The sequence below is a fragment of the Methylomonas sp. MgM2 genome (genome assembly GCF_054172045.1).
The window spans coordinates 92,883-109,881 of sequence record NZ_JBSYXO010000010.1; the positions used below are offsets into that span (position 1 = coordinate 92,883).

At 51.1% G+C, this 16,999-nt stretch carries 17 protein-coding genes; all 17 read left to right on the top strand.

Annotation, left to right across the window (positions count from 1 at the left end; genetic code table 11):
• Positions 1 to 208 precede the first annotated feature (208 nt).
• The 17 genes from ACW73I_RS09960 (at position 209) to ACW73I_RS10040 (ending at position 16,997) form a co-directional block, all read left to right on the top strand.
• Positions 209 to 520 carry an ArsR/SmtB family transcription factor gene (locus ACW73I_RS09960; RefSeq protein WP_458029192.1) on the top strand — a complete coding sequence of 104 codons (312 nt, stop codon included), beginning with the start codon at positions 209 to 211 and terminating at the stop codon, positions 518 to 520.
• A gap of 38 nt (positions 521 to 558) precedes the next feature.
• Complete coding sequence (locus ACW73I_RS09965; protein WP_458029137.1) at positions 559 to 999, top strand: rhodanese-like domain-containing protein; 441 nt, start codon at positions 559 to 561, stop codon at positions 997 to 999.
• A 24-nt stretch (positions 1,000 to 1,023) separates the two neighbouring features.
• On the top strand, positions 1,024 to 1,491 hold the full coding sequence (gene secB / locus ACW73I_RS09970; protein WP_458029138.1) for a protein-export chaperone SecB: 468 nt from the start codon (positions 1,024 to 1,026) through the stop codon (positions 1,489 to 1,491).
• Between the two features lie 5 nt (positions 1,492 to 1,496).
• Positions 1,497 to 2,495 (top strand): NAD(P)H-dependent glycerol-3-phosphate dehydrogenase, encoded by a 999-nt coding sequence (locus ACW73I_RS09975; protein WP_458029139.1) that lies wholly within the window; start codon positions 1,497 to 1,499, stop codon positions 2,493 to 2,495.
• Between the two features lie 353 nt (positions 2,496 to 2,848).
• Positions 2,849 to 3,316, top strand: coding sequence for a division/cell wall cluster transcriptional repressor MraZ (gene mraZ / locus ACW73I_RS09980; RefSeq protein WP_458029140.1), 468 nt, complete (start codon positions 2,849 to 2,851; stop codon positions 3,314 to 3,316).
• A 5-nt stretch (positions 3,317 to 3,321) separates the two neighbouring features.
• Positions 3,322 to 4,251, top strand: coding sequence for a 16S rRNA (cytosine(1402)-N(4))-methyltransferase RsmH (gene rsmH, locus ACW73I_RS09985; RefSeq protein WP_458029141.1), 930 nt, complete (start codon positions 3,322 to 3,324; stop codon positions 4,249 to 4,251).
• A complete protein-coding gene (ftsL, locus tag ACW73I_RS09990) occupies positions 4,251 to 4,523 on the top strand; it encodes a cell division protein FtsL (protein WP_458029142.1) in 273 nt (90 codons plus the stop codon). The genes rsmH and ftsL overlap by 1 nt, the downstream gene beginning before the upstream one ends.
• The gene (locus ACW73I_RS09995) at positions 4,524 to 6,248 is read left to right on the top strand and encodes a peptidoglycan D,D-transpeptidase FtsI family protein (protein ID WP_458029143.1); all 1,725 of its coding nucleotides are present in this window, start codon (positions 4,524 to 4,526) and stop codon (positions 6,246 to 6,248) included.
• Positions 6,245 to 7,714, top strand: coding sequence for a UDP-N-acetylmuramoyl-L-alanyl-D-glutamate--2,6-diaminopimelate ligase (locus ACW73I_RS10000; RefSeq protein WP_458029144.1), 1,470 nt, complete (start codon positions 6,245 to 6,247; stop codon positions 7,712 to 7,714). The genes ACW73I_RS09995 and ACW73I_RS10000 overlap by 4 nt, the downstream gene beginning before the upstream one ends.
• Entirely contained in the window at positions 7,711 to 9,078 is a 1,368-nt protein-coding gene (locus tag ACW73I_RS10005; RefSeq protein WP_458029145.1) for a UDP-N-acetylmuramoyl-tripeptide--D-alanyl-D-alanine ligase, read from the top strand. Before ACW73I_RS10000 ends, ACW73I_RS10005 begins: the two co-directional genes overlap by 4 nt.
• A complete protein-coding gene (mraY, locus tag ACW73I_RS10010) occupies positions 9,078 to 10,160 on the top strand; it encodes a phospho-N-acetylmuramoyl-pentapeptide-transferase (RefSeq protein ID WP_458029146.1) in 1,083 nt (360 codons plus the stop codon). Before ACW73I_RS10005 ends, mraY begins: the two co-directional genes overlap by 1 nt.
• Positions 10,161 to 10,162: 2 nt before the next feature.
• Positions 10,163 to 11,527 (top strand): UDP-N-acetylmuramoyl-L-alanine--D-glutamate ligase, encoded by a 1,365-nt coding sequence (murD, locus tag ACW73I_RS10015; RefSeq protein WP_458029147.1) that lies wholly within the window; start codon positions 10,163 to 10,165, stop codon positions 11,525 to 11,527.
• Positions 11,527 to 12,693, top strand: coding sequence for a putative lipid II flippase FtsW (gene ftsW, locus ACW73I_RS10020; RefSeq protein WP_458029148.1), 1,167 nt, complete (start codon positions 11,527 to 11,529; stop codon positions 12,691 to 12,693). The genes murD and ftsW overlap by 1 nt, the downstream gene beginning before the upstream one ends.
• Positions 12,690 to 13,751, top strand: coding sequence for an undecaprenyldiphospho-muramoylpentapeptide beta-N-acetylglucosaminyltransferase (murG, locus tag ACW73I_RS10025; protein WP_458029150.1), 1,062 nt, complete (start codon positions 12,690 to 12,692; stop codon positions 13,749 to 13,751). Before ftsW ends, murG begins: the two co-directional genes overlap by 4 nt.
• Positions 13,748 to 15,178 carry a UDP-N-acetylmuramate--L-alanine ligase gene (gene murC, locus ACW73I_RS10030; RefSeq protein WP_458029151.1) on the top strand — a complete coding sequence of 477 codons (1,431 nt, stop codon included), beginning with the start codon at positions 13,748 to 13,750 and terminating at the stop codon, positions 15,176 to 15,178. The genes murG and murC overlap by 4 nt, the downstream gene beginning before the upstream one ends.
• The gene (gene murB / locus ACW73I_RS10035; RefSeq protein ID WP_458029152.1) at positions 15,175 to 16,065 is read left to right on the top strand and encodes a UDP-N-acetylmuramate dehydrogenase; all 891 of its coding nucleotides are present in this window, start codon (positions 15,175 to 15,177) and stop codon (positions 16,063 to 16,065) included. The genes murC and murB overlap by 4 nt, the downstream gene beginning before the upstream one ends.
• Positions 16,062 to 16,997, top strand: a complete 936-nt coding sequence (locus ACW73I_RS10040; RefSeq protein WP_458029154.1) for a D-alanine--D-alanine ligase — start codon at positions 16,062 to 16,064, stop codon at positions 16,995 to 16,997. Before murB ends, ACW73I_RS10040 begins: the two co-directional genes overlap by 4 nt.
• The last annotated feature ends 2 nt before the right edge of the window (positions 16,998 to 16,999 follow it).

The following is a 16,999-nucleotide window of genomic DNA, read 5'->3' on the forward strand; positions in this document are numbered from 1 at the left end:
GTCAATAAATGCGAAAGAGCCCCCCTAAATAAGCCGCCGAAGACGACGCCTATTGAACATTAAAGCCCACTCTGTTAGATTTGCTGATCTTTTTGCGGGAAGCCGACGCCTTGATAATTTCACCGGCCGCTATGCCATTATTATACAGTACGCGCAGAATGCACATAACGCTAATGCGAATATTGAACATCCATTGACAAAGAACCATATGGAAGACAACGACGATCACATACTATATGACGATACCGACATTAATCGGGCTTCTCGCTGCTTAAAAGCCATGTCGCACCCTTTACGCCTAAAAATCCTTTGTGTGTTGGGCGACAGGTCTATCAGTGTACAGGATATCGTCGAACAAGTTGGCACTAGCCAAAGCAACATCTCGCAACATTTAGCAATTTTAAGAGACAAAGGGATTTTGGATTATAAAAAGGATGCTAATCGAGTTTTTTATTATATCGATGATAAACGTGTCATTCACCTTATTGAAATGATGCGCACGATATTTTGCGAAACCTAAAACCCTATTCCTAAAATAAACCCAAAATTATTCTTACGATGGATCAATATATTGAATTTGCCACCAACCACTACTTGCTCTCATTTTCGCTGGTCTGTGTCATTTTTTTGTTGATACAAGATCTGATTTCCAATTCCTTCAACAAATTTGAAAGCATCTCACCGTTGATTGCGGTCACCAAAATGGATAGCGATAGTACTGTGGTCATAGATGTTAGGGAGCCGAACGAATTTATTAAAAGCCACATTGAAAACGCCATCAATGTCCCATTAGGAAAGCTCGAAGAAAAACTCCAGACATTAGATCAATATAAATATTACACGCTTATTGTAACTTGCCAAACGGGCGCGCGTTCGGTACCCGCCTGCAAAACCTTGTCAAAAGCGGGCTTCGAACATATTTTTAACATGCAAGGCGGCATGCAATCCTGGGAAGACAATAAACTACCGATAAAAATAAGCAGTAAAAACAACGATTAATTTTAACTACTCAAATATTCAGTCATGGCAGAAACTAATACGACAGGTGAAAAACAATTCAGCATTCAAAAAATTTATATCAAAGATATTTCGTTCGAAACCCCTAACTCACCGAAAATATTTACTCAGAAATGGGAACCTTCGCTTGATTTAAACCTAGGAACCAATGTCGAAACCCTAGAAAATTCCATGTACGAAGTATCTCTGTCCATCACGGTAACCGTAAAAATAGGCGACGCAATCGCATATTTAGTTGAAATAAAACAAGCCGGAATTTTTACCATTGCCGGCTTCAGCGAGCAGGAAATGGGCCCTATGCTTGGGAGCTTCTGCCCTAACGTTCTATTCCCTTATGCTCGTGAAGCCGTATCGGACATCGTTAACAAAGGCGGCTTTCCTCAGCTTATTCTGGCTCCGGTCAATTTCGACGCCTTATATATGCAACACCTACAACAGAACCAAAACAATCCGGCCGGACAAACAATAAATTGATAGCCATGCCCCCGAAAATTAGCATATTCGGCACAGGCTCATGGGGTACTGCGCTTGCCATACATGCAGCACGCAATGGATGCGACACACTACTTTGGGGGCACAACACTCAGCAAGTTGAATTACTGCAAAAAACACGGGAAAACCCCCGGTATCTTCCAGGCATATGCTTTCCGTCCAATCTCAACGTAACCGACAATCTGCGCGAGGCGACCGAGTTTAGTCCTATATTGTTGGTTTCAGTGCCAAGCCACGCTTTTAAACAAACTTTGGAGCAAATCAAGCCTTATTTAGACGTAAACCCTAAAATCGCATGGGCAACCAAAGGCTTCGTCAGCAACAACGGCGCGCTACTGAGCGAGGTCACCGAAACCGTTATCGATAGGAATGTGCAAACCGCCGTGCTGTCCGGACCATCCTTTGCACGAGAAGTGGCCACCGGCCTGCCGACCGCAATCACAGTCGCATCCAAATCAGATCAATTCGCATCCGACGTTGCGACGATTTTTCATCACCAATGCTTCAGGGCATACACCAGTAGCGACATTATCGGCGTCCAGGTAGGGGGCGCATGCAAGAACGTGCTAGCGATTGCAGCCGGAATTGCGGACGGGCTCGGATTTGGCGCTAATACCCGCGCCGCGTTGATTACGCGCGGCCTAACTGAAATTATGCGCTTAGGCATCAAGTTGGGTGGTCACTCCGATACATTTATGGGGCTTGCCGGCTTAGGCGATTTGATCCTTACCTGCACGGATAATCAATCGAGAAACCGCCGCTTTGGTTTGGCGCTAGGTCAAGGAAAAAGCCGGGACGCGGCTATTGAAGAAATAAACCAATCCGTAGAAGGCATCGCCGCAGCCCGCGAAGCGTACCGGCTGAGCCGAAAACATCTAGTCGAAATGCCGATTACAGAGCAAGTATATAAAGTATTATTCGACTCACTTGATCCCAAAAAAGCCGTTCAAAACCTGCTTGCCAGAGACCAAAAACCGGAAATCTAGCCACACGACCCGGTTTCGACACCAAATTCTCCTTCAATCTTTAACTTCAGACGCCGCGGAAGATTTTAAACCGTCTTCCATCCAAACTAGTTGCCATTTCCCCAGCCAAAATCAAGCGCAACAATCAACTACATTTCACATCAAAATTATCAATTAACCGCCTGATAAAAATAAACTTTATTTTTTCTAAAAACATAAGCTCATCCTTATTATCAAAAAAATCGTAAGTCCTTGTACAAAAAGAAAGAATTTAATGGAATGACTCTTGACTAAGACTCTCTTGAAAACTATAGTGGTACAAAAATGATGAAAAGTGGTTAAAAAGGGATTTTTTAGATTATTTGGGGCTGATCTTGTTTCGAGGCATAAGTTCAATCAACTTGGATGCGAAAGGTCGCATTGCGATTCCAACCCGTTATCGGGAGGAATTGCAGGAATGTTGCGATCGCCAAATGATTGTCACAGTTGCGGTCGACGACAAATGCGTTGGCGAACAAGGTTGCTTATGGCTTTACCCGCTACCGGAATGGGAAAAACTGGAACAAACGATCAGCAAACTACCCACTCTGAACAAAATGGCCGGCAAACTTCGCCGTTTTGTGATCGGTCATGCCAGCGAATGCGAAATGGATGCGCAAGGTCGATTATTGCTACCTGAAAAACTGCGCGAATTTGCAGGCATGGAAAAACATATTTATTTAGTTGGGCAATTGAATAAATTTGAAATCTGGAGCGACGCCGCTTGGCAAGCTAAAGAACTGGAATGGCTGGATGGCAGCGATACAGAAGGGCTTGAAGAACTTGGTAATTTATCGTTTTAACGACCATGCCGCCACACCAACCCGTTTTATACGAAGAGGCTATTGAAAGCCTACAAATAAGAGCGGACGGCATTTATGTCGACTGCACCTTCGGTCGTGGCGGGCATAGCAAAGGTATCTTGCAAAAGCTTGGCGAGCTTGGACGGCTGATAGCGATAGATCGCGATATCGAGGCGATAGACAGCGCTCCAGCGAAACAGTTGTTGGCCGACACTCGATTTAGTTTACATCATGCCTGTTTTGCAGACTTGGCCAACGTAATCAGTCAACTGGGCTTTGCCGGCAAAGTGAACGGCATATTGATGGATTTGGGTGTCTCATCGCCTCAATTGGACACGGCGGAACGTGGATTTAGTTTTTTACATGATGGCCCATTGGATATGCGAATGGACGTCACTAGAGGATTGAGTGCGGCTCGATACCTGGCGGCAGTCGATGAACAAACTTTAACCAAGGTTTTGTTCGAATATGGCGAAGAACGTTTTGCGCGCCGTATCGCGAAGGCGATTGTGCGGCAACGCCAACAGCAGCCATTACAGACGACGTTACAACTGGCGAAATTGATTGAAGACAGCGTGCCGTTTCGGGAAAAAAACAAACACCCGGCAACTCGCTCGTTCCAGGCAATCAGAATAGAAATTAACCAAGAGTTAGAACAGATAAAGGCGGCATTGAATCAAGCGATCGAAGTCATGGCACCGGGCGGCCGACTCGTGGTCATAGCGTTTCATTCGTTGGAAGACCGTATCGTAAAACGCTTTATCCGCGAAGAATCCGGTCGTAAAAACAACCCCGGCAGATTGCCGGTGAAAGAACAAGACATAGGCAAAGGGCCCTTAAAATCAGTAGGTAAGTCAATACGCGCAGGTGCATTAGAAGTACGGGATAATCCGAGAGCTCGTAGCGCCATCATGCGTGTAGCGGAGAAAATTTAATGACCGCAATAAACAACTTATTGTTAAGCATTTTAGTTGCCATGCTGATGTTATCGGCCATTGCCGTGATTTACAGCAAATATCAGTCGCGACTGTTATTCATAGAAATCCAGCAGAAGGAAAAGCAACTGGACGACTACGAAGTGGAATGGGGACGGTTGCAACTGGAGCTGACGACACTAACGGAAGAAAACCGGGTTGAAATAGAAGCCAGAAACCGACTAATGCTGACTTTGCCAGCCCAAAACGAAATTGTTTACATCAAACCGTAAATGCGAATATCAACAGCGGCCAGAACAGCTACAAAACCGACGTTAGATTTCCGTATCAGGCGGAACCTACTGCTGGGAACCATGCTCACCGCCATGATGACGCTGGCTGGGCGTGCCGTCTATTTGCAGGTACTTGATAAAGAGTTTCTACAAGACAAAGGCGATTTGCAACATGTCGGCGTAGTTGACGTACCGGCTTACCGTGGACAGATTAAAGACCGTGGCGGCGAACCGCTGGCCATTAGTACTCCCGTTCAGTCAATCTGGGTAAATATGCGCCAGTTCAAGGACAGCGAACGCGAAAAGTTCAGTCAAATGGCCAAAATATTGAATATTCCCGAAGCGAATATGCAGTCCTTTTTGAAAAAAGAAGCAGGCAAACGCTTTGTCTACGTAAAACGGCAGATAAACCCCGATTTAGCGGACAAAGTAAAGACACTTGGCATCACCGGCGTTTATTTCGAGCGGGCGTTCAAACGGTATTACCCGGCCGGAGCGACAGCCGGGCACCTGTTGGGCTTTACCAATATTGACGATATCGGTCAAGAAGGCATGGAACGCGGGTACGATTATATTTTACGGGGAAAACCAGGCAAAAAGCGCGTCATCAAAGACGGGAAGGGCCACATCATTAAAGATGTCGAAAACATTGAAGAAGCCATGCCCGGCCGTGACTTAGTATTGACAATAGACGAGCGCATTCAATATTTGGCGTACAGAGAATTGCAAGCCGCCGTAGTCAATCATAAAGCACACTCGGCTTCACTGGTGGTATTGGATGCCAAAAACGGCGACGTACTGGCTTCGGTGAGTCAACCCGCGTTCAACCCCAACAACCGCCGGGAGCTCCGCAGCAACCGTTATCGCAATCGGGCGATGGTCGACAGCTTTGAGCCAGGCTCAACCGTAAAGCCTTTTGTGGTCGCGGCGGCGCTCGATGGCGGCTACGTCGCCCCAAACGCATTAATCGAAACCAACGGTAGTTATCGCGTAGGCCGTAACGTCGTCAAAGACATCCATAACTACGGAACGCTGGACCTAACGCTGGTATTGCAAAAATCCAGCAATATTGCGGTTACCAAGCTCGCGATGAGTATGCCGCCGGAATATTTTTGGAGTGTATACAGTAACTTAGGTTTCGGCACGTCGGCGGGAGTCGGGTTTCCGGGAGAAGCCAGCGGCTCGTTATTGGATTATCAAGGTTGGCACGAATTTGATCAGGCAACCTTATCTTTCGGTTACGGCGTATCGACATCGATATTGCAACTGGCTCGCGCATACACTGCCCTGGCCGACGACGGAATAATACATTCCGTTTCGCTGTTAAAACGTGATGAAGACCCCGACGCGCGTCGAATATTCAAACCGGAAACCGCACGTAGCGTCAGAAACATGCTGGAACACGTCATCAGCAAAGAAGGCACAGCCTATCGTGCCAGAGTCGAAGGTTACCGGGTGGCCGGCAAAACCGGCACAGTAAAAAAGACATCCGCAACCGGAGGCTATACGCGTGACAAATATTTATCGGTATTCGTAGGCATGGCTCCGGCGAGCAATCCTCGTTTCATCATTGCCATAGTCGTAGACGAGCCAACAACCGGCCAATACTACGGTGGCCTGGTAGCGGCTCCGGCATTCTCAAAAGTAATGGCCGGTATTTTACGGATTTACGGTGTAGAGCCTGACGGCCTCGAAACCATGCCCTTGTTGTTGAGCAGACAATGAAATTGAGCCATTTGTTAAGCGGTATCACGGAAATCGAGACTGATATCGAGATCACGGGGTTGCGCCTGGACAGTCGTAAGGTAAAAAGAGGGGACGTATTTTTTGCGTTGAATGGCGCGCTGCAACACGGTATCCGATACACCGGGCAGGCGGCGGAAAACGGCGCGACAGCGGTGGTTTACGATCCCTGCGGCATCGACGACAAGGACCGAATAAATGTAAATGTAAATGTCATGGCGATAGCGATACGCAATTTAAGCCGACATTTGGGCGAAATTGCGGCACGCTTTTACGACTATCCGTCAAAACGAATCGACGTGATCGGCATAACCGGCACCAACGGTAAGACCACATGCAGCCAATTGCTTGCACAAGCATTGCCGGATTGCGGCGTCGTCGGCACATTGGGTTGGGGTTTGCGCGGCCGCCTAACCGATACCTGCAATACCACGCCGGATGCTTTTGCGATACAGGAAATACTGGATACGCTCGCCGAAAACGGAACGCAAACCGTAGTAATGGAAGTATCTTCTCACGGTTTGGAACAAGGCCGCGTCAACGCAGTTGAATTCAAGGGCGCCGTATTTACCAACCTGACGCGTGACCATCTCGACTATCACGGCAACATGCAAGCTTATTTAAAAGCCAAGCTAAGCCTATTTACGAATCCGGCTTTGGAATTTGCCGTGATCAATTTAGACGACGCAAGCAGCAAAGAAGTACTCAAGGTATTGACTGAAAAGGTCAAATGTTGGGGATTTAGCGTCGACCAGCGCCGCATCGAAGGCATTGAATGTCTAATTGCCGACAAGGTGCTGCACCATGCGAACGGCATCGAATTCGATGTGCATTGGGGCAGGCAATCCTTACGCGCCACTACGCCGATTATCGGCGCATTCAACTTACAAAACGTCATGACCGTTCTCTGTGTGCTATTGGCCATGGACTGGTCTTTCGACAAGGCCGTTGCGCAGCTGGCCCGGCTGACACCGGTTATAGGCAGAATGGAAAAGTACGGGGGGCACGGCAAGCCTACCGTAATAGTGGATTATGCGCATACTCCGGACGCACTGGAAAAAGTACTACTAGCCGCAAAGGCCGAAGGCCGGTTGTGGGTGGTATTCGGTTGCGGCGGCGACCGCGACAAGGGCAAGCGTCCGGAAATGGGTCGAATTGCGGAAACCTACGCGGACCACGTGGTCGTGACCGACGACAACCCGCGCACGGAAGCATCCGAGACAATCATCAAAGACATTTTGGCTGGCTGCGCCAGCAACAAAATCAACGTTATTAACGACAGACACGTCGCGATCACTACAGCGATCTACCAAGCAGGTCCGGAGGATCTTGTGGTCATCGCCGGCAAGGGTCACGAAAACTACCAGGAAATCAACGGCGTAAAGACGCCGTTTAGCGATCAGGCAATAGCAAGGGAAGCGTTAGCCGCGTGGGGCTCCGTATCATGAAACTGCCACTCAGCGAAATTGCAAACGCGGTAAACGGCAAACTGATAGGCGCTGATCTGGTTGTAGACGGAGCCGGCATCGACACGCGTACATTGCGTGCCGGCCAACTCTACATAGCAATTGCCGGCGAACGTTACGACGGCCATGACTTTACCGACAAAGCGGAACAAACCGGTGCCGCCGCTCTTTTACTCAATCGTCCCGTATCTAGCCGACTGCCCCAAATTCTGGTCAACGACACTCGTTTGGCCTTAGCCGAACTGGCCGGTTATTGGCGCCGCCAGTTGCCCGTCAGGGTCGCGGGCGTCACGGGCAGCAACGGTAAAACCACGGTCAAAGAAATGATCGCCGCCATTTTCGCCACGCAAGGTAACACCTTATATACCCAAGGGAATCTCAACAACGATATCGGTGTACCGCTGACCTTGTTGCGGCTGAATGAAAACCACCGTTACGCGGTTATTGAAATGGGCGCGAACCATCTCGGCGAAATAGCGTTTACCAGCCGCTACGCAGGGGCCGATGTCAGCGTCATTACCAATGTCGCCCCGGCACACATCGAAGGTTTCGGCAGCATCGAGGGCGTGGCCAATGCAAAAGCGGAGATTTTCGAGAGCCTGGCTCCTAACGGCGTCGCGATCTTAAACCGAGACGACCGCTTCTACGACTTTTGGATAAGCGAAAAGGTAGGCGCACGCAGCTGCGTCAGCTTCGGTTTTAATGAGTCGGCCGACGTGCGCGCAAACAATATTCACACACAACTAGACAACCAAGGTTTTGCCACGGATTTCGATTTGGTCACGCACGCCGGTAAGGAACGCATTCGTTTAAGTTTGGCCGGCGAGCACAACGTGAAAAACGCGCTCGCCGCCGCGGCCGTTACCCTGCAATTCGGCATCGAACTTGTTTCCGTCAAACAAGGATTAGAAAACATGAAACCGGTCGTCGGACGCATGCAAGCTTTGCGCGGCCGTAAAGGCAACATCATCATCGACGACACCTACAATGCCAATCCCGCATCGCTAAAAGCCGCGCTGGATACCGTCTCGGCCTGTCGGCAGCCGATATGGCTGGCGCTGGGTGAGTTCGGCGAACTGGGTGCGGAAAGCCCGGCCATTCACGCCGAATTGGGAAAAATAATTAGCATGACGCCCGTGCAGCGCTTATTCGCGACAGGTGAACTGACCAAACGCACCGTAGCCGGTTTTGGTGAAAACGGTCAATTTTTCGAAAAGCAGGAACAACTAATCGACACCTTAGCCCAGGCAGTCACAGGCAAGGAAATTATTTTAGTAAAAGGCTCTCGCGCCCAAAAAATGGAAAACGTGGTCGCGGCGTTAGTCGAAAACTTCAGAGCAACATAATGTTACTTTTACTCGCAGACTATTTAATTAGTATCGATAGCGGTTTCAGGGTCCTGAATTATCTGACGTTCCGCGCCATACTGGGCGTACTGACCGCATTGGTCATTTCCTTCATGATCGGTCCCGCCATGATCGAAAAGCTCACGCTCAGAAAGATCGGACAGAGCGTACGCGACGATGGTCCGCAAAGCCATTTTTCAAAAACCGGCACCCCTACCATGGGTGGAACGATGATTCTGTTTGCGATTGCATTCAGTACGCTGTTATGCGCCGATTTGAGCAATCGGTACATCTGGGTCGTGTTATTGGTGACGCTGGCTCACGGCGTTATCGGCTTTATCGACGATTACAAAAAAGTTTTGCTCGGCAATAGCGTTGGATTGTCGGCCAAAGCCAAATACTTTTGGCAGTCCGTAGTCGCGGGTTCTGCGGCGATTTATCTATTTAATGCCGCGCAAGTGCCGGCGGAAACCCAATTCATCGTGCCGTTTTTCAAAAATGTCGGCATCAATATGGGTTGGAGTTACGTTGTACTGACTTATTTCGTTATTGTCGGCTCAAGTAATGCCGTCAATCTCACCGATGGTCTGGACGGACTGGCCATCATGCCGACCGTGATGATCGCTGCCGCGTTAGCCATCTTTGCTTATTTGTCCGGCCATGCCACTTTTGCGCAATATCTGCAAATCCCGCACATTCCCAAATCCGGCGAACTGGTGGTGTTCTGCGCCGCGTTGATCGGCTCGGGTCTCGGCTTTTTATGGTTTAACGCTTATCCCGCCATGGTATTCATGGGCGATGTCGGCGCGCTCGCCTTGGGTGCAGCACTGGGAGTGGTTGCCGTTCTGGTCAGACAAGAGATCGTCCTGGTAATCATGGGCGGAATATTTGTAGTCGAAACCGTTTCAGTGATCATTCAGGTCGCCTCTTACAAAACCCGGAAGAAACGGGTATTCCTGATGGCGCCGATACATCACCACTACGAACTGAAGGGTTGGCCGGAGCCGCGCATTATTGTGCGTTTCTGGATTGTTTCAGTCATTTTGGTGCTGATTGGCCTGGCCACTTTGAAACTGAGATAGGCATGAATACCGACGCATTTCTCAGCGCCCTATTTACTCGGTTCGAGCTCGATCCGGCAGACGCCCGCGTCCTGATCGTGGGTCTCGGCTCGACCGGCTATTCGGCCGCCCGGTTTTTGCAGCGGACACCCATCAAATTCGCCGTCATCGACAGCCGAACGAATCCGCCGCAAATGGACCGCTTGCGCGAACATATGCCCGACGTGCCGGTGTTTTTGGGCGGTTTCGACCAATCGGCCTTTGATGTCGCGACTCATTTACTGGTAAGCCCCGGCGTTTCACTGAACGAAAAAGCGATACATAAAGCCATGCAAGCCGGCGTTAACGTGATGAGCGACATCGATTTATTTGCCTGCGCGACCGACAAACCGATTATTGCGGTTACCGGCTCAAACGGAAAAAGCACCGTGACGACGATGCTGGGCGACATGGGGGTTGCCGCCGGTCTCAAAACGGCCATCGGCGGTAATCTAGGCACGCCCGCACTGGATTTACTGCAACAGGATGCGGACCTCTATGTGTTGGAGCTGTCGAGTTTTCAACTCGAAAGGACCACCGCGCTAAACGCCGCCGCGGCCGCCGTGTTGAATCTAAGCGCCGACCATCTGGATCGCCACGACAGTATGTCGGGCTACGCGCAGGAAAAGCGACGTGTCTTCCGCGGTAACGGCACAATGATACTGAACGCCGACGACCCTGTCGTCATGGCAATGCGAGACCCTGGCAGAACCTGCATCAGCTTCTCGATAAAGCAAGCTGCCGATTTTCATTTGCGGCGTGGCGATACCGATCAACTGATGCAAGGCGATCAATTATTGCTGGATGCGGCCGACCTGAACCTGGAAGGCAGCCATAACATCGCCAACGCCCTGGCCGCATTAGCTTTGGGTTATGCAGCCGGTCTGAACATGAACGCGATGTGCCGGGCCTTGAAAAAATTCAAAGGCCTGCCGCACCGGATGCAAAAAGTGGCCGATATCCGCGGTGTTCGCTGGGTCAACGATTCCAAGGCCACGAACATCGGCGCCTGCATCGCCGCATTACAGGGTTATGACCGTAGGGTCATACTGATTGCCGGAGGCGACGGCAAAGGCGCCGACATGACGGAACTGGCCCCCGTTATCAAAGAGAAAACCAAAGCAGTGGTTTTAATGGGCAAAGATGCAAAACTGATCGATCAAGCCCTAAACGGCTGTGTGCCCACCCATTTTGCCGGCGACATGAGCGAAGCGGTAAAAATCGCCGCAGGCTTGGCGGAAACGGGCGACAGCGTTTTATTGTCTCCGGCCTGCGCCAGTCTGGATCAGTATAAGAGCTATGCAGACCGCGGCAACCAATTCGTCCGAGCGGTAATGGAGCTAAGCTGATGTCCGTACCGAATCCCAAAGTCCGCCCAAGTTATCGCTTCCATGTCGACCAACCCCTGCTTACGGCTTGTTTATGTCTGTTGGGTATCGGCTTTGTCTTGGTAGCTTCGTCGTCGATGCATTTAGGCGTCAAGATGGCGGATGACGTCTCTTATTATCCGATCAAACAACTGGTACACATCGTTCTAGGCTTGGTATTTTCGGCGTTCATTTTGGCCACCCCGATGCAGGTTTGGCAAAAAATCGGCCAACCGTTGTTTATAACCGGCCTGGTTTTACTGTTGGTCGTGCTGATTCCCGGCATTGGCGTCAAAGTAAACGGCAGTACCCGATGGTTATCGGTGGTAGGCATAAGAATTCAAGTTTCCGAGGTCATGAAGTTTATTTCGGTCATTTATATGGCCGGCTATATTACTCGCCACAGCGACCACGTGCGCCAATCCCTATTCGGGTTGGTCAGGCCGTTAATGTTATTTTCCATTGCCTGCATACTGTTGCTGTTGGAACCTGATTTCGGCTCGGCGGTAGTGATATTAATCATTGCAATGGGAATGATGTTTTTAGGCGGCGCGCGTCTATCGCCTTTTTTCGCATTGGTCGGTTTGGTGTCCTGTTCCGCGGTAATACTAGCTTATACCTCGTCCTATCGTCTGAAACGTATCACCAGCTTTGTAGACCCTTGGGAGCACGCCAGAGACAGCGGCTATCAATTAACCCAAGCATTGATCGCGTTCGGTCGCGGCGAGGTGACCGGTGTCGGCCTCGGCAACGGCTTACAAAAGCTGTTTTATTTGCCCGAGGCTCACACCGATTTCTTATTTTCGGTGCTGGGCGAAGAGCTGGGGCTTATCGGCGTCGTTTCAGTCATCGGTTTATTTACCGTCCTAATCGTGCGCGGCTTCGCCATTGGCGAGCAGGCGGAACGGGCCGGCGAACGATATTCCGCATTGGTCGCCTATGGACTGTCAATCTGGTTCGGCTTCCAAGCGTTCGTCAACATGGGCGTCAATATGGGCATACTGCCGACCAAAGGCTTAACGCTACCCTTTATGAGTTACGGCGGCGGCAGCATGATCATCATGTGCGGCGCAATCGCCGTGCTGTTTCGGATTCATTACGAAGTCACGGAATTGCATAAGAGCAACGTCAAGGGGCAGCAGCGATGAATAAGCGCATCGTGATCATGGCTGGAGGAACCGGCGGACATGTATTCCCGGCGCTAGCGGTAGCCGAAGAAATGCGCGAGCGCGGCTGGCAGGTAAGCTGGTTAGGCACGCGCAAAGGCTTGGAAGGCCGAGTGGTTCCTGCGCACGGCATCGAGATCGACTGGCTGTCCGTGGAGGGTATACGGGGCAAAGGCCTATTTTCGAAGCTGGCGGCCCTATTTCGCCTGATGCAAGCTTGTTTGCAAGCGCGCCGCATATTGCGCGAACGCCGGCCTGACGTAGTGCTGGGCATGGGCGGTTTCGTTGCCGGTCCGGGCGGCTTGATGGCTAAATGGCTGGGCATTCCGCTGGTCATACATGAGCAAAACCGTGTGCCGGGCACCACCAATCGCTGGCTGGTAAAATTTGCGGCGAACAAAGTCTTGGAAGCATTTCCCGACAGCTTTAAACCGTCCGCGCAAGCGATTTTTACCGGCAACCCCTTACGAAAAGCCTTTTCCAAGCCCGGCGAACATTCCGAATGGCTCCCGGGGTCGAATCGTCCGTTACGGATATTAGTGCTAGGCGGCAGCCAAGGCGCTAAGGTATTGAACGATTGCGTCCCGGATGCCTTGGCCGGATTTAAAGATTTGTCCATCAAGCATCAAACCGGTAGCGCCATGCAAGCCGAAGTTAAGCAACGCTATCAAGACCTCGGACTGCAAGCCGAAGTCTTAGCATTTATCGACGACATGGCCGACACTTACCGTTGGGCCGATTTAATCATTTGCCGGGCCGGCGCAATGACCGTCAGCGAAGTAGCCGCCAGCGGTTTACCGGCGATTTTTATACCGCTGCTCCATGCGATAGACGACCACCAAAGCGCTAATGCGCGTTATTTATCCGATGCGGGCGCCGCCTTGTTGCTACCGCAACCCGAATTGAATGCCGCCAATTTGGAAAAGCTAATTAAACAAGCAATGAGCTCTTTAGCGTCGATGAGATTAGCCGCCATTAACAAAGCCAAACTCGATGCGACTGAAACCGTTGCCAATATATGTATAGAGGCTGCGCAATGAGCAAAGCGAACGTTTATCCCATCCAAGCGCTTGGCAACATCAACAAAATACACTTCGTCGGCGTGGGCGGCACCGGCATGAGCGGCATCGCCGAAGTGCTATGCAATTTGGGCTACCGGGTTTCGGGCTCGGATATCAAACAATCGCCTGTCACCCAAAGACTGCAATCCTTAGGGGTTAAGGTCTATTTCGAACATACGGCGGACAATGTGGCGGACGTCGATGTCGTTGTGACTTCCACCGCGGTCGACCGAAACAATCCGGAAATTTCGAAAGCGTACGAAAATCGCATCCCGGTGATTCCGCGCGCCGAGATGCTGGCCGAACTGATGCGCTTTCGCTTCGGCATCGCCGTCGCCGGCACTCACGGCAAAACCACCACCACGAGTTTGACGACGATGATGTTGGCCGAAGACGGCCTGGATCCAACCTTCGTCATCGGCGGCCGCTTAAACAGCGCCGGCGCTAACGCCAAACTGGGTCTAGGCAAATACCTGGTGGCCGAAGCCGACGAAAGCGATGCCTCGTTTTTGTATTTGCAACCGATGATGGCCATCGTCACCAACATCGATCAAGACCACATGGAAACCTACGACGGCAGTTACGACCGTCTGAAGGACACCTTTATCAAATTCCTGCATCAGCTACCGTTTTACGGTCTGGCGGTGTTATGCGCCGACGACCCCGGCATATGCGATATCTTACCGGAGATATCGAAACCGATAAAAACCTACGGCGCTAAAAACTACGCCGACGTACGCGCCGTCGACGTTCGGCAAGACGGCCTTCATACGCACTTTACCGTGCTACGCTGGGGCGATCTGCCGCCGTTAAAGGTAACCCTAAATTTACCCGGCTGGCACAACATGCTTAACTCACTGGCCGCGGTTACCGTCGCCACCTCGCTCGGCGTTTCCGACGATGCCATCGTTAAGAGTCTGGCCGAATTTAAAGGCGTCGGCAGGCGGTTTCAAATCAATGGCGACATTGAAATTGACGGCGGCAAGCTGACGTTGATCGACGATTACGGCCATCATCCGCGCGAATTGGCCGCAACGCTGGAGGCATTGCATCAAGCCTGGCCCGAGCGTCGTAAAGTCGTGGTGTTCCAACCGCACCGCTATACCCGCACGCGCGACCTGTTCGAGGATTTCGTAGAGGTTTTGTCCAGCGTCGACATTTTGATTTTATTGGATGTTTATTCCGCCGGAGAAGCGCCGATTGCCGGTGCAGACGGCAAGGCTTTAAGCCGTTCGATTCGCGTACGCGGTCAGGTCGACCCGGTCTTCGTGAAAAACCGCGACGATTTACCGGTCATCTTGGCCGGCATCGTGCAAAAAAACGATGTCGTACTGACCATGGGTGCCGGCAATGTCGGGCAAATCGCCGCCGAATTGCCCGAAAAATTACGGGAGGCCTTGTCATGACAAGCCCTTCGAATCTTCGCGGCACCCTGTTGAAAAACGAACCTTTAGCGAAATATACCAGTTGGCGCGTCGGCGGGCCTGCCGAGCATATGTACGTTCCGGAAGACAAAGCGGACTTGATCGCATTCTTAAGGAGCTTACCCCCAGGCGAACCGGTTTACTGGATAGGACTGGGCAGCAATTTACTGATCCGTGACGGCGGCATAAGGGGCACGGTAATCAATACCCGCAGCCGCTTAAAAGACATGCGGTTGATTGATTCCGAAAGGGTTTACGTGGAGGCCGGCGTCCCGTGCGCACACGTTGCCCGTTTTACCGCCGATTTGGGACTGAGCGGAGCCGAATTTTTAGCCGGCATTCCCGGCACCATGGGCGGCGCGTTGAAAATGAATGCGGGAGCCTTTGGCGGTGAAACGTGGGCCATCGTCGATCGGGTGGAAATGATCAACGCCGCCGGTGAAGTGAGAGAACGTGATCACCACGAATTCGAAGTCGCCTATCGCTCGGTCAAAGGTTTGGATAACGAATGGTTTTTATCGGCCCAGTTGAAACTGAAAACCGGCAATAGCGAGTCCAGCCTGCATCATATCAAGGCTTTGCTGGAAAAACGCAATGCTACCCAGCCAACTAATAAACCGACTTGCGGATCGGTGTTTAAAAATCCGCCAAACGACTATGCAGCGCGCCTGATCGAAGCTTGCGGCTTGAAAGGCTACTCAATCGGCGGGGCGATGGTATCGGATAAACATGCCAATTTCATCGTCAATCGCGGCGACGCCACCGCGGCCGACATCGAGCGTCTGATCGAGCATATCCAAACCCAAGTAAAGTCGCGATTTAGCGTTGAATTGCAACCCGAAGTTTGTCGTATAGGTGAGTCCGCATGAAGCCATTGACCGTAAAACACGCATCCGATTTTGGAAAAGTCGCCGTATTGATGGGCGGCACGGCAGCCGAACGCGAGATTTCCTTGCGTAGCGGAAATGCGGTCTATCAAGCGCTGAAAAATAAAGGCATCGATACGATTGCGGTCGATGTCACCGGCAACCCGATCCAAGCCCTATCGAGCCTTAAGGTCGACCGCGTATTCAATATCATTCACGGACGCGGCGGCGAAGATGGCGTGTTGCAGGCCATTTTGGAAGCCATGGGTTTGCCTTATACCGGGTCCGGCGTAATGGCTTCGGCGCTAAGCATGGACAAGTTACGTACAAAACTATGTTGGCAAGGCATGGGACTGAATACACCTAAGTGGCTGGTAATACGCAACGAGTCAGACATCGATCCCTGTATCGCCCGCTTGGGTTTTCCGGTCATCGTCAAACCGGCCCAAGAAGGTTCCAGCATCGGTATGAGCAAGGCCGATAACCGGGAAGGATTGATCGCAGCGGTAAACCTAGCAAAGCAATATCAATGCGATGTGTACGCCGAACAATGGGTTCAAGGCCAAGAATACACAGTCGGCATTCTGGCGGATGAGGCGTTACCGGTGATCCGCCTGGAGACACCGAATGCCTTTTACGATTTCGACGCGAAATACCGAGCAAGCACTACTCAGTATCATTGTCCCTGCGGTTTAACCCAGGAACGGGAAAAACAATTACAGGCATTGGCCGTTTCAGCCTGCCAAGGATTAAATGTAAAAGGTTGGGCGCGCGTCGATGCGTTTATAGACCGCAACGACCAAGCTCAATTAATAGAAGTCAATACCGTGCCGGGCATGACCGATCATAGCTTGATCCCGATGGCGGCAAGAGTTGCCGGAGTGGATTTCGGCGAACTCGTTTGGCGTATTTTAGAAACCAGTATGGTGAATTAGCT